The sequence below is a fragment of the Modestobacter sp. I12A-02662 genome (assembly GCF_041028325.1).
In the GTDB taxonomy this organism is placed as follows: domain Bacteria; phylum Actinomycetota; class Actinomycetes; order Mycobacteriales; family Geodermatophilaceae; genus Modestobacter.
This window is the reverse complement of the sequence record NZ_JABGDE010000006.1, coordinates 216,720-229,659: the sequence shown is the minus strand read 5'-3', so window position 1 is coordinate 229,659 and position 12,940 is coordinate 216,720. Positions and strand designations below refer to the sequence as shown.

The window sequence follows — 12,940 nt, the reverse complement described above, 5'->3', positions numbered from 1 at the left end:
CGCCGGCCGGGGGGCCGGGCCCTCGCGAGAGGAGGACGGCTGTGGCCAGGAAGACGATGGACTGCCGGTCGCTGCCGAGCGAGCGCAACTGCACCGTGGTCATCTCCGGCGAGGAGGACGAGGTCCTCGAACTGGCCGCCGCGCACGCCGTGGCGGCGCACGGGCACACCGACGACCCGGAGCTACGGGAGGGTCTGCGGGCCGCGCTGCGCGACCAGCAGGACCTGGACCTCGAAGAGGGTGCGTTCGTCCAGCTCATCGAGTTCCACGCCCGGGACCTCGGCGGCTTCCAGGAGCTGACCGAGCAGTGGCGGGAGCGGATCGGGCGGGAGGGCACCGCCCGGTGGGCACTGCTCAGCGCGGACCGGGACCGGCCGGACACCTTCGTCCAGCTGGTCGCGTTCCCGGACTTCGCGGCAGCGATGCGCAACTCCGAGCACCCGGTCACCACCGAGTTCGCCAAGCGCATGCAGGAGGTCACCGAGGGCGAGGCGGGGTTCCGCAACCTCGACGTCCGGCAGGTCATGCGGATCTGAGCGCTCCCGCGGGGTGCCGCGCCCACGGCACCCCGCACTCCCGAGCGATGAGTCCGGCGCGTGCGGCGGGTCTCCATGGCATGACCTCACCCCTGGCCGACAGCCATGCGTTCAGCGGCTTCTCCGTCGACGACCTCGACCGTGCCCGCGCGTTCTACGAGGAGGTGCTGGGGCTGCGCACGTCCTCGGAATCCGGCGGGATCCCGGGGATCCTGCGGCTGCACCTCGCCGGGGGCAACGACGTCCTGGTGTACGCGAAGGGGGAGGGGCACACCCCGGCGACGTACACGGTGCTCAACTTCCCGGTGCCCGACGTCGACACCGCGGTCGACGAGCTGGTCTCACGAGGGGTGGAGTTCCTGCGCTACGACGACCCGCCCACCGACGAGAAGGGCGTCATGCGCGCGGGTGGCCCGCTGATCGCCTGGTTCGCCGATCCGGCCGGCAACGTCTTCTCGGTGATCGCCCAGGACTGATCGCCCTGGACGGCAGGCGCTGCGCAGCCGGGGGGCTCAGGCGGCCAGCGCGTGGTGGTGGCAGCGCCCGCCGGTGGTCCGGGCGCCGCACGGGGCGCCGGCCTTCGTCCGGCCGCCGCTGTCCCCGCACCGAGCCGGCGACGCCGGCAGCGGCTGGAGTGCCGGTCCGGCGACGACCGGGCGGGCGAACGGCAGGACGACGGCGTCCTGGGTCCCGGTCGAGAGGAGGGCATCGGTGGCGATGGGCGCGGTCGCGGGCAGGCGGCCGGCGAGGCGGCGCAGGGCGGCCGCAGTGGTCAGGCCGGCGATGAAGGCAGCGAGCGCGGTGGTGGCGTGGCTGGTGCGCATGCGTGTCGTATCGGCAGTCGGGGAGTCCGACGGGACCCTGACCGCTCGATCGTCCCGCTGAGCGCCGGGCGGAGCTGTCGGGTTGCCCGCGTGCCGTGGTCTCGGCGACCATCGCGGGGACGCCGTCCCAGGGAGTTCTGATGCGCGGTCGCGAGCCCGGTGACGGTCCGCTGCGCCGGCCGTGCGGGCCCGGCGACACGGTGCAGGTGCCGGGCGCGGAGTTCTCCGTCACCACGTGCCTGCCGGACCTCACGACCGCCGGGCTGCTGCAGGCACCCGAGGGGCAGTTCACCGACCGGACGGACTGGATCACGCTGCACGCACCGGGCACGACCAACCCGAGCGGGGTGCCGGGGCTGCAGGTCGACGGCTACTTCCCGGACAGCTCCACCTTCAACACGACGCACGGCTGGGACCACGACAGCCAGTTCGTGGTGCGCATCCCGGACGACTGGAACGGGAGCCTGGTGGTGGCCGGCGCGCCGGGCGTCCGCAAGCAGTACGCCTGCGACTTCCTCTTCTCCGACTTCGTCGTGGCGCGGGGCTTCGCCTACGCCTGCACGGACAAGGGCAACAACGGTCCGGACTTCTACCGGGACGGCGACCGGCCCGGCGACGCGGTGGCCGAGTGGCACGAGCGGGTGACCCAGCTGACGATCGCGGCGCGGGGCGCGCTGGGGGAGCGCTTCGGTCGCCCGCCGCAGCGCACCTACCTGGCCGGCATCAGCAACGGCGGCTACCTGGTGCGCTGGCAGCTGGAGAACCGCCCGGAGCTCTACGACGGGGGCGTCGACTGGGAGGGGACGCTGTTCACTCCCGACGGGCCCAACCTGTTCACGTACCTGCCGACGGCGGTGCGCTACACCCTGGGCCTGGCGACCGCCGAGGACATGTACGCCGCCGGCTTCGCGCGCGGCTCGGAGCCGCTGTGGCCGTACCACCAGAGCTTCTACTGGGGGGTGACGCAGAAGACCTACCGGGCCGGGTTCGACCCGGAGTTCGACCCGGCCTGCCCGGGGGCGTCGGCGGGCGCGAGCCTGCCCGAGATCTTCGCCCCGTGCCCGAGTGACGCGGCCTACGACGCCTGGTTCGCCGACCCGCGGTCCCAGCCGGTGCACGAGGCGCTGGGCCGGATCAGCCTGACCGGCGCGATCGGCAAGCCGCTGCTCACCCTGCACGGGACGCTGGACACGCTGTTGCCGATCGGCCTGCACGGTGACGTCTACACCCGGATGATCACCGACGCGCAGCGGGCCGACATGCACCGCTACTACCGCATCGAGGGCGGCAACCACGTCGACAGCCTGATGCACCTCGACCCGGAGCACCTGCGTCCGATGCTGCCCTGCTTCCGGACCGCCTTCGACGCCCTGACCGCGTGGGTGGAGGACGGCGAGGAGCCGCCGCCCAGCGGGACCGTCCCGCGCCCGGCCGGCAACGGCGCCACCGACCCGGCCCTGCTCGACACCTGCTCCCTGCGCCCTGAGAGTTGACCGCGGACTGCCCGGCACGGCCGACGCGGAGGGCGTCCCGGTCGACGTCCGCGGGTCGGTGCGGTCAGCGTCCTCGCCGCAGGCCGCGACCGGGCAGGGCCCCCGTGTGCCGGCCGCCATCGAGGACCACGGTGCCGTTGACCACCACGTACTCGATCCCCGTGGACAGCTGCCGGGGGTCGTCGTAGGTGGCCAGTGCGCGTACCCGGTCGGCGTCGAAGACCGTGATGTCGGCCATGGCGCCGTCCCGGAGGGTCCCGCGGTCGGTCAGCCCCAGCCGCTGCGCCGGGAAGGAGGTGAACTTCCGCACCGCCTCCGGCAGCGACAGGAAGGACTCCTCCCGGACGAACTCCCCGAGGATGCGCGGGAAGGAGCCGTAGGTGCGCGGGCTCGGCTTGTCCCCGATGAAGGTGGAGTCGGTGCCGACCATGCCGAGGGGGTGGCGGACGAACTTCGGCAGGGTCGACTCCGTCGGCCCGGGGTGGACCTCGGTGATCCCCAGCTCCTCCTCGATCAGCAGGTCGAAGAACGTGTCGACGACGTCGGCGTCCCCTCGGACCCGGGAGATCCCGGACACGAGCATGCTCTCCCAGCGGTGGTTGGCCGGGGTGCGGAAGTGCCCCACCCGGACGCGGTCGAGGAACCGCCGCCACTGGTCGGTGGAGTCGGTAGCGGCCAGCTCCTCCTTGAAGCGATCCCGGCAGGCCGGGTCGGCCAGCCGGCGCAGCAGGTGCTGCGGGCCTCCGCGCTGGATCCACTGGGGCAGGAAGATGGTCAGCCGCGTGCTGCTCCAGGGGTAGGGGTAGCCGTCGAAGGTGACGTCGGCTCCCGCGTCCACCTCGGCCTCCAGCAGGTCGAACAGCGGGCCGGACCCGGTCCCGTAGGCCGCCTTGTAGTAGAAGTGCGTCAGGTGCAGCGGGCAGTCACCGATCCGGGCGATGGTGAACGCCTCCCGGAAGGGGTCCAGCACCCTGTCGCCGAGGTCGTAGCGCACGTGGGTGTGGTAGATCGCGCCGACCCGGGCCGCCTCCCGGCTGAGCTGGCCGAGCTCCTCGGTGGAGGCGTAGCTCCCGGGCGGGTAGTCCAGCCCCGTGGACAGCCCGAAGGCGCCCTCCTCCAGCGCCTCGCGCAGCATGCTCCGCATGCTGGCCAGGGCGGCCGGCGACGCGGGGTCGTCGTCCCAGCCGACCTGCGCGATGCGCAGCGCCGAGTTCCCGACCAGCAGCGCGAGGTTGACCGAGGTGGTGCCGTCGAAGCGCCCGAGCAGGGAGGCCACGGTGTCCCAGTCGTAGGGCAGGTCGGGACGGCCGTCCAGGCCGGCGTTGACCGTGGCGAAGTCGAGGAGGTCCTGCCGGGAGGGGAAGGGGGCGTAGGAGTTGCCGTCGACGCCGATGACCTCCGTGGTCACCCCTTGCGTCACCTTCGGCAGGTGGGTGGGGTCGGAGAGGATCATCAGGCCGCTGTGCGAGTGCATGTCGATGAAGCCGGGCGCCACGACCAGCCCCGAGGCGTCGATGGTGCGAGCTGCCTCGGGTAGCTGCCCCGTACCCCGGAGGAGGTGCACGCGCCCGTCGCCGACGCCCACCGCCGCACGGAAGCCGGGGTTCCCGGTGCCGTCCAGCACCTTGCCGCCGTGGATGATCAGGTCCAGCATCGCTGCTCCTCCGGTCCGGCCCGGCCCGCTGGCATGATGGCGGCGTGATGCCGCCTGCGGCCACCACCGGCCACGGGACGGGACCGGCGGGCCCCGCGTACACCGGTGCGACGATCGCCGACGTGCTCGCACGCGTGGGCTCCGGGCTGCTGCGGCCGGTGACGACCTCGGTGGCCCTGCTGAGCCGCCGGGTCAGCGGGGTGTGCATCCACGACGGGGCCACGGCCGACGCGCTGCCCGGCGAGCTGCTGCTGGCCGTCGGCATCGAGGCGACCGAGGCCGCCGTGGCCGAGCTCCTGGAGCGGGCGAGCGCCCTCGACCTGGCCGGCGTCGTGCTGCGGACCGGTCGCCCGCTGGATCCTGTCCTGGGGGCGCACGCGGAGGCGCAGGGCGTCGCCCTGCTCGTGGCCGCTGCGACGCCGTGGGCCCACCTGGCGATGCTGCTGCGCGCCGCCGTGGCCAGCGGGTCCCCTGGCCCGGCGGACCGACCCGACCGGGCAGTTCTCGGCGACCTCTTCGCGTTCGCCACCGACCTGGCGCGGCGGGTGGGCGGGGCCGTCACGATCGAGGACCCCGGTTACCGGGTGCTGGCCTACTCGAGCATCCGCGCGGAGGTCGACGAGCCACGCAAGCAGACGATCCTCGGCCGGGCGGTGCCCAGCCCGTTCGTGACCCTGCTCGAGCAGCGGGGCGTGTTCCAGGTGCTGCGGTCCACCGACCGGGTGGTGCACACCGAGCCGGTCCCCGACCTCGGCCTCGGGCCGCGGTGGGCGACCGGGATCCGTGCGGCCGGGGAGTTCCTGGGCTCCCTGTGGGTGGCCGAGTCCGGCGGGCCGCTGCGCGAGGACCACGAGGCGGTGCTGCAGGAGGCGGCCCGCACCGCGGCGCTGCACCTGCTCTACCACCGGCTCGAGCTGCAGGCCGACCAGACCCGCGTCCAGGACGTCGCCCGGGAGCTGCTCGCCGGCGGCAGCCCCGCCGACCTGCTCGCGACCAGTGCCGGCCTGCGCCTGGACGACGACCACTGGGTGATGGTCCTGGAGTCGCAGGAGGCCCTGCCGGCCCGCGCGCGGCTCGCCCGGGCGGTGACCACGTACTGGGCCACGCTGGGCCGCCGGGGACTGGTCGTGGAGCAGGGGCCGCGGGTCTACTCGGTCGTCCCCGCCGGCGGGAAGGGGCGGGCCGAGGCAGCGGCCGAGGCCGCGGCCGCGCTGCGGGTGGCCGCCGACGCGGCCCGGTACGCCTCCCGCGCCACCGGCCTGGAGGTCCTCGCATCGGTGGGCTCGCTGGCCACCGAGCCACGGGAGATCGCCGTGTCCCGCCGCCGGGCCGACAGCGCGCTGCGGGTGCTGCGGCACGGCATGGTCGAGCAGTCCGTCGTCACGTACGCCGACGTCCGGAGCCAGGTGACCCTGCTGGACCTCGTGGACCTCGTCCGCGAGCGCGCCGACCTGCGCGGGGGCAAGGTCCAGACCCTGGTGGAGGCCGACCGCAGCGGCGTCCTCGTCGGCACCCTTGCGGCCTACCTGGACTGCTTCGGGGACGTCCGCGCGGCCGCCCAGCGCCTGGGCGTGCACCCGAACACCTTCCGGTACCGCCTGCGCCGGCTGCAGGAGCAGGTGGGGCTGGAGCTGTCCGACCCCTCCGAGCGCATCGTCGCGGCGCTCCAGCTGCGCGCGCTCCCGCCCGGCTGACCGGGCCGGCGTCACCCGGCGGTCAGCTCCTCCCGGCTGGTGGTGACCTCGTCCAGGAAGTCCGTGCGGGGTGCCACGCCCAGGCCCGGCCCCTGCGGGACGGCGAGCTGCCCGTCCTCCAGGACGAACGGCTCGGTGATGTCCTCGACGTAGAAGCGACCCGAGCCGGAGGTGTCACCGGGCAGCGTGAAACCGGGCAGCGACGCCAGTGCCACGTTGGCCGCCCGGCCGAGCCCGGTCTCGAGCATGCCGCCGCACCACACGGGGACGCCCAGGGCCGTGCACACGTCGTGCACCCGGGCCGCCTCGAGGTAGCCACCCACCCGCCCGGCCTTGATGTTCACCACGCTGCAGGCACCGCGCCGGATGGCGTCCGCGGCCGAGGCGGCGGACACCACGGACTCGTCCAGGCAGACGGGCGTCCGGATCGCCCGGCTGAGGACGCGGTGGGACTCCAGGTCCTCCTCGGCGAAGGGCTGCTCGATGAGCAGCAGGTCGAACTCGTCGAACCGCGCGAGCCGGCGCAGGTCCGTCGTCGTGTACGCGGTGTTGGCGTCCACCTGCAGCAGCAGGTCCGGGCCGAACTCCGCCCGCACGGCGGCCAGGGGCTCGACGTCCCAGCCGGGCTCCACCTTGAGCTTGATCCGCCGGTACCCCTCCTCGACGTACCCGCGGACCTCGTCGACCAGCTCCGGGACGGAGGGCGCGATGCCGACCGAGACGCCGCAGTCCACCCGGTCGCGGACGCCGCCCAGGTAGGTCGCCAGTGACATCGACGCCGCGCGCAGCTCGGCGTCGAGCAGCGCGGTCTCCAGGGCCGCCTTGGCCATCCGGTGCCCGATGACCGCCGACACCCGGTCGGCCATCCGCCGGGCCGAGGCCAGCGGGGCGGCCAGCACCTGCGGCGCCAGGTACTCCCGGAGCACCTGCTGGGCGCCCTCGACGTACTCGCTGCTGTACACCGGGTCGGCCAGGGCGACGCACTCGCCCCAGCCCTCGCCGATGTCGGTGACCACGCGCACCAGGAGGATGTCGCGCCGGGTCTGGGTGCCGAACGAGGTCCGGAAGGGGCGTCGCAGCGGCATCGCGATGCGGCGCAGCTCCACCATCTCGATCTTCACGTCGGGTCCTCCGGGGAGTCGTCTCGGGTGAGTGCGCGGATGAGGGCGGCGACCAGGACGGCGCGCTCGGGCAGCGCCGCGACCGACGCGCGCTCTCCGCGGGCGTGTGCGCCACGCCCCACCGCCCCCAGTCCGTCCAGGGTGGGGACGCCGATGCCGGCGGTGAAGTTGCCGTCGGAGGCGCCACCCACCGCCTGCCCCGCCGGCAGCGGGATGCCCAGCTCCGCGGCGCAGCGGGCGGCACGGGCCATCAGCGCCGCGGAGGCGGAGGACTCCAGCGGCGGCCGGTTCACCCCGCCGAGCAGGTCGAGCGTGGCGCCGGGGAGGGTGGGGGTGAGCGCGCGCAGCCCGGCGTCGACGCGGTCCTGCTCCTGTGCCGTCCACGCGCGGACGTCGACGGCGACCTGGGCCTGTGCGGGCACCGTGTTCGACGTCGTCCCGGCACGAGCGACGGTCGGGGTGACCGTCGTGCCCGCCTCGGGCGCCTGCAGCGAGTGGATGGCGGCCACCTGGGCGGCCAGCTCCACCAGGGCGTTGACGCCGGCTTCCGGTTCCAGGCCGGCGTGACTGGCCCGGCCGTGCACCCTCAGCGTGTACATGGACACGCCCTTGCGGGCGGTCTTGGGCGCCCCCTCGACGCCGGGTTCCAGCACGAGGACCGCCCGGGCCCGGGCGGCTTCCCGCTCGATGAGGAGGCGCGACGTCGGGGAGCCGATCTCCTCGTCGCTGGTCACCAGCAGGTCCACCCCGTCGGCCCCCGCCGCCCGGGCTGCGTGCAGCCCCTGGACCAGGCCGGCCTTCATGTCGAACACGCCGGGGCCGGTGGCCCAGTCGCCGTCGACGGAGAACGGCCACTCCGCCGTCGTACCGGCCGGCCAGACCGTGTCCAGGTGGGCGAGCAGCAGGACCGGGCGTCGAGCGCCCGAGCGCAGCAGCAGGTGGGTGCGCCCCTCGACCTCGAGCCGGTGCGGTCGCTCGCCGAGGACGTCGTGCACCAGGTCGCCGACGAGGTCCGCGCACCGCGTGGTGAGGGCGGTGTCGTCGCTCGGCGACTCGGTCATGACCAGGCGCTCGACCTGCTCCAGCATGGTCGCGCCATCGGGCCGGACGAGGACGTCGGGTGCGGGCTCATGCACGGGCGCGCTCTCCTCCCTGGGGGGCGGCAGGCCGGAACACGTACCCCTCGCCCGAGGCCGCCCACAGCGGGCGCAGCCCGGCGTTCCAGTGGGCGGCCAGCTGGGCCCGCACGCGCTCCCGCCACCGCCGCGCCGTCGCGGGGTCCGTGCGGCGGAGGGCGTCGTAGTCCTCGGGGAGTACGACGAGGCCCGCGGGACCGGCCAGGACGGCAGGCGTCCCGAGGAGGGCGGCGGCGACGTCGTCGGAGTCCAGGAGCCAGCTGACCTCGAAGCGGTCGCTGTGGTCTCCCGCGTTGACGATGTCGTCCATCTCGCCGTAGAAGTCGGGCCGGTAGTCGATGACCCGGGCTCCCAGCTTCACCAGGTTGAAGTAGGCGTTGCGCCGCACCAGCGGGTCGAAGGTCCAGCGGATCTCCGCGATGCCGTTCTCCAGGCAGGTCGCCCGCTGCCACAGCTTCATGGCGTAGCCGACCCCGGCGGTGCGCGCCTCGGCGCGCACCGCGGCCATGTGCGAGTGCAGGTGCACGCCGCGGTTCCAGCCGAGGAACCCTACGCAGGCGCCGACCGGCTCCCCGCCACGGACGGCGGCCGCCACGGTGCCCCCTGCGTGCGCCATCGCCCTGAGCAGGTTGGCCTGCAGTCGCTGTCCCGGACCCCAGACGGTGGCCACGATCTCCTGCACGGCCTCGACGCCGCCCAGCGTGGCCGGGTGGATCTCGACGCCCGCCCCCCGGGCGGCCGCTTCCGCGTCCCGCCACGCGGCCTCGACCAGGGAGCCGGCGACCCCGGTCGCCGAGCCGTTCACGGCCCTGCCGGCGTCAGCCGGACGCCGTGCCGCTTCCCCACGTAGGTCCCGCCGTCGACAGCCGGCCGGCCTCCGACGAAGACGTGGCGGATGCCACGGGCGGGGCGGACCGGATCGGCGTAGTCGGCCTCGTCGTGGACGACGGCGGGGTCGAGGACCACGAGGTCGGCGACCGCACCGGGCCGGAGCTCCCCGCGTCCCTGCAGGCCGAACCGCCGCGCGGGCAGGGAGGTCATCTTGCGGATCGCCTCCTCCAGCGACAGCACCCCCGTCTCCCGGACGTACCGGCTCAGCACCCGGGGAAAGGTGCCCCACATGCGGGGGTGGGGCTTGCCGCCGCCGCCCGGGGGCAGCCCGTCGGAGCCCACCATCGTCAGCGGGTGGCGGAGCGCCTCGACGAGGTCCTCCTCCTGCATCGAGAAGATGATCATGCTGGCCTCGAGATCCTCCGCGCGCAGCACGTCGATCAGTGCCTGGAGGGGCTCCACCCCGGTGTCGTCGGCGATCTGCTGGAGGCTCTTGCCGTCGTGGGTGTGGCTGCGCGTGGAGGCCACCACGATCCCGCTCCACCCGCAGGCGGTGACGTGGTTCTCCCAGGTGCCGTCGTCGGACTCGATGTCGCGGCGCAGCCGGTCCAGGCTGGCCGGTTCCTCGAGCCGGCGCAGCACCGCGGGGTTGCCGCCCTCCTGGAACCACGGCGGCAGCGTGGCGGTGAGCATGGTGCTGCCCGCCAGGTACGGGTAGACGTCGTGGGTGACGTCGACGCCGCGCTCCCGCGCGGCGTCCAGCAGGCTGAGCGCCTCGCCCATCCGGCCCCACACCGCGCGCCCCGCCGCCTTGAGGTGGGAGACCTGCACCGGCCGACCGGCCGCCTCGCCGATGCGGATCGCCTCGGCGATGCTGTCCAGCAGCATCCGCCCCTCGCCGCGCATGTGCGTGACGTAGGGCCGGTCGGCCGGCATGACCTCGGCGAGCGCCTGGATCTCCGCGTCGGCGGCGAACAGCCCCGGCGGGTAGATCAGGCCGGTGGACAGGCCGAACGCCCCGGCCTCGAAGGCCTGCTCCGTGGCCCGGCGCATCGCCGCGAGCTGCTCGGCGTCCGGTGCGCCGTCGGCCATGCCCATCGCCGCCACCCGGAGGGAGTGGTGCCCCACCAGGGGGGCGTAGTTGGTGACGTAGCCGGCGGCGTCGGTGGTGGCGAACAGCTCCGGCAGCGTGCTCCAGTCTGCCTCCAGGGGCGGGAAGATCCGGCCCATCAGCCCGCGGAGGGCGTCCCGGTGGGCGTCGGAGATCGGCGCCAGGCTGAACCCGCAGTTGCCGACGACCTCGGTCGTCACGCCCTGCGTGATCTTGGACTGGTCGTCCTCGGTGAGCAACGGCGCGTTGTCCGCGTGCGAGTGCACGTCGATGAAGCCCGGGCAGACCACGGCGCCGCCCAGTTCGCGCACTTCCGCGGTGTCCTCGCTCAGCCGTCCGGGCGCCTCCACCGCGGCGATCACGCCGTCCTCGAGGAGGACGTCGGCCGGGGTGGCGGGGCTGCCCGTGCCGTCGACGACCAGCCCGCCGCGAAGCAACGTCCGCTCGCTCATCGCGACCCCACGCGGGCCTCGTAGGCGGTCGGCACGACCGGCGGCGGACCGGCGTCGATCGGCCACCAGTGCTCGACCAGCGCGCGCCCGACGAGACCGTTGAGGACGGCGCCCTCCGCTTCGGGGAGGAAGGAGACGTCGGAGGCCTCGTGGTTGGCCACGGCGTAGACGAACCCACCGCCGGCACCGAACCGGACGATGCCGGCGTCCACGCGGGTGCCCGTGAAGAAGCCGGTCTTGCTGGCCACCGACAGCGGCGCGACCAGGCCCAGCTCGCGGGCGTAGGGGTTGGCCAGCGTGTACCGCATGGCCTGGTCCAGGTACTGCTGGGTCGCGAGGATCTCCTCGGCCGTGGCGCTCACCTCTTCCCCGAACGCCTGCCGGGTGGCGATGAGCCGGCCGAGCTCGCAGAGGTCGCGCACGGTGGCCTCACCCAGCCTGCGCACGTCGTCCCCGATGAGGTCGAAGTCGACCGCGTTGTGCAGCCGGATGCTGTCGAGCCGCAGTTCGGTCATCGCCCGGTTGACCGGCTCCGGACCGCCGATCAGGTCGAGCACCATGTTGGTCGCGGTGTTGTCGCTGACCGCGACCATCAGGGTCGCGACGTCCCGGACGGTGGGCTGCAGCCCACCGTCGAAGAGCTTGAGGACACCGGAGCCGCCGACCCGCTCGGAGGCCTCGAGGGTGACCCGGTCGGCCAGGTCCACCGCGCCGGCCTCGACCGCCCGCAGCAGGGCGATCAGGATCGGCTCCTTGATCACGCTCGCGGTGGGCAGCAGCAGGTCCGGCTGCCACTCGATGCGCTCACCGGTGGTCAGGTCCTCCGCCGAGACCGCCAGCTGGCCGGTGAAGTCCCCGGCCAGGTCGGCGATGCGGGCGACGACGTCGCCGGCGCTGGTCACAGGCCCGCCACCTCCCGCACGTACTGGAGCACGCCGCTGTCCTCGAGGAACTGGTTGTCGTCGACCAGCGGGGGCAGCTGGGAGACCTCGACGCTGCCCGGCTCGTGGTACTGGTCCACCGTCTCCTTGTCGAGCACGATCTGCGGCAGCGGCGTCACGTCGGCCGGCGGCTCGGCGCCCTCGGCGACGGCCTTGGCCATCGCGGCGGCGTAGGCACCCCACCACGAGACGAAGATGTCCCCCTCGGCGACCCAGCGCGGGTCGTCCCGGAGCGCCGTGATGCCGGTCTCGTCCCCGCCGAGGCCGCCGATGAGCAGCGTGTCCTCACCGCCGCGGCCGGCCTCCTCGAGGGCCCGCAGGGCGCCGGCCGTGGAGTCGTTGTTGACCGTGTACAGGATGATGTTGTGGTCGGCCGGGATGCTGGGCAGCAGGTTGCTGACCGCCTCGAAGGACGGCTGCAGCGTCGAGGCCCCGTCGAACTGGATGGCGTTCGCGCCGATCGACGTCGTGGTGGGCGTGATGCTCTTGGGATCGACCTCCTCCATGCCCAGGATCGGGGCGATGGTCGTGTAGAAGTACCGGACGCAGTCGTTGACCTGCTCACCCGAGGCCGCGTTCTGGCCGATGATCACGGTGGTGTTCGACGCGTTCCAGCCGCGCTCGGCGGCGGTCCGGCCGACGATCTCGGCGGTCTGCTCACCGAGGGCCCGGTTGTCGATGTTGAGGAAGTCGCACGCCTCGGTGTCGAGGTTGACCGAGACGCAGGGGATGCCGCTGTCGCCGAGCACCTGGGAGATGCCCTGGGTCGCTGCCGAGACGGGGTACATCACGATGGCATCGGGCTGGGCCTGGACCATGAGCTGGGCGTTCTCGGTCATCTTGGCCGGGTCGCCGGCGTTGTCGTACCAGGAGACCTCGAGGCCGGAGTCCCCTTGGGCGAGCACGTCGTCGAGGTTGGTGTGGATGACCCGGAACAGCGGCGCCGCCTCGGTGAAGTTCGCGAAGGCGATCTCGAAGGTGTCGCCGCCTCCGGATCCGCCGCCGGCACCACCGGAGCCGCCGGAGTCCCCGCCACCGCATGCGGTGAGCAGCAGCAGGAGGGATGCGGCGGATGCCGCCGTCGTCCGTGTACGGGGGGCACGGCTCATGGTGCGGTCCTCTCGGTTGGGGGATGGGCGGGTGTGGT

At 73.8% G+C, this 12,940-nt stretch carries 12 protein-coding genes; 4 read left to right on the top strand and 8 right to left on the bottom strand.

Features of this window, described 5'->3' with window-relative positions:
- Nucleotides 1-41: 41 nt before the first annotated feature.
- Together HL189_RS10525 and HL189_RS10520 are read left to right on the top strand one after the other, a co-directional pair.
- Complete coding sequence (locus HL189_RS10525; protein WP_369133639.1) at nucleotides 42-536, top strand: DUF1059 domain-containing protein; 495 nt, start codon at nucleotides 42-44, stop codon at nucleotides 534-536.
- Between the two features lie 80 nt (nucleotides 537-616).
- Nucleotides 617-1,012: a VOC family protein gene (locus tag HL189_RS10520; RefSeq protein ID WP_369133638.1), complete on the top strand. Its 396-nt coding sequence runs from the start codon at nucleotides 617-619 to the stop codon at nucleotides 1,010-1,012.
- A 36-nt stretch (nucleotides 1,013-1,048) separates the two neighbouring features.
- On the opposite strand, the gene HL189_RS10515 is transcribed toward HL189_RS10520, so the two are convergent.
- Nucleotides 1,049-1,360, bottom strand: coding sequence for a hypothetical protein (locus HL189_RS10515; protein ID WP_369133637.1), 312 nt, complete (start codon nucleotides 1,358-1,360; stop codon nucleotides 1,049-1,051).
- Between the two features lie 140 nt (nucleotides 1,361-1,500).
- On the opposite strand from HL189_RS10515, the gene HL189_RS10510 reads away from it, so the two are divergent.
- Nucleotides 1,501-2,853 carry a tannase/feruloyl esterase family alpha/beta hydrolase gene (locus HL189_RS10510; RefSeq protein ID WP_369133636.1) on the top strand — a complete coding sequence of 451 codons (1,353 nt, stop codon included), beginning with the start codon at nucleotides 1,501-1,503 and terminating at the stop codon, nucleotides 2,851-2,853.
- Between the two features lie 64 nt (nucleotides 2,854-2,917).
- Here HL189_RS10510 and HL189_RS10505 read toward each other — a convergent pair whose 3' ends face one another.
- The gene (locus tag HL189_RS10505) at nucleotides 2,918-4,507 is read right to left on the bottom strand and encodes an amidohydrolase family protein (RefSeq protein WP_369133635.1); all 1,590 of its coding nucleotides are present in this window, start codon (nucleotides 4,505-4,507) and stop codon (nucleotides 2,918-2,920) included.
- A gap of 122 nt (nucleotides 4,508-4,629) precedes the next feature.
- On the opposite strand from HL189_RS10505, the gene HL189_RS10500 reads away from it, so the two are divergent.
- Entirely contained in the window at nucleotides 4,630-6,201 is a 1,572-nt protein-coding gene (locus HL189_RS10500) for a PucR family transcriptional regulator (RefSeq protein ID WP_369133634.1), read from the top strand.
- Nucleotides 6,202-6,212: 11 nt separating this feature from the next.
- Here HL189_RS10500 and menC read toward each other — a convergent pair whose 3' ends face one another.
- The 6 genes from menC to HL189_RS10470 are packed head-to-tail and all read right to left on the bottom strand — an operon-like array spanning nucleotide 6,213 to nucleotide 12,902.
- Nucleotides 6,213-7,322 (bottom strand): o-succinylbenzoate synthase, encoded by a 1,110-nt coding sequence (gene menC / locus HL189_RS10495; protein WP_369133633.1) that lies wholly within the window; start codon nucleotides 7,320-7,322, stop codon nucleotides 6,213-6,215.
- Nucleotides 7,319-8,458, bottom strand: coding sequence for a M20 family metallopeptidase (locus HL189_RS10490; RefSeq protein ID WP_369133632.1), 1,140 nt, complete (start codon nucleotides 8,456-8,458; stop codon nucleotides 7,319-7,321). Before HL189_RS10490 ends, menC begins: the two co-directional genes overlap by 4 nt.
- Nucleotides 8,451-9,263 (bottom strand): GNAT family N-acetyltransferase, encoded by an 813-nt coding sequence (locus tag HL189_RS10485; protein WP_369133631.1) that lies wholly within the window; start codon nucleotides 9,261-9,263, stop codon nucleotides 8,451-8,453. Before HL189_RS10485 ends, HL189_RS10490 begins: the two co-directional genes overlap by 8 nt.
- Nucleotides 9,260-10,852: an amidohydrolase family protein gene (locus tag HL189_RS10480; RefSeq protein ID WP_369133630.1), complete on the bottom strand. Its 1,593-nt coding sequence runs from the start codon at nucleotides 10,850-10,852 to the stop codon at nucleotides 9,260-9,262. Before HL189_RS10480 ends, HL189_RS10485 begins: the two co-directional genes overlap by 4 nt.
- Complete coding sequence (locus HL189_RS10475; protein ID WP_369133629.1) at nucleotides 10,849-11,754, bottom strand: serine hydrolase; 906 nt, start codon at nucleotides 11,752-11,754, stop codon at nucleotides 10,849-10,851. Before HL189_RS10475 ends, HL189_RS10480 begins: the two co-directional genes overlap by 4 nt.
- Nucleotides 11,751-12,902 carry a sugar ABC transporter substrate-binding protein gene (locus HL189_RS10470; RefSeq protein WP_369133628.1) on the bottom strand — a complete coding sequence of 384 codons (1,152 nt, stop codon included), beginning with the start codon at nucleotides 12,900-12,902 and terminating at the stop codon, nucleotides 11,751-11,753. Before HL189_RS10470 ends, HL189_RS10475 begins: the two co-directional genes overlap by 4 nt.
- Nucleotides 12,903-12,940 lie beyond the last annotated feature (38 nt).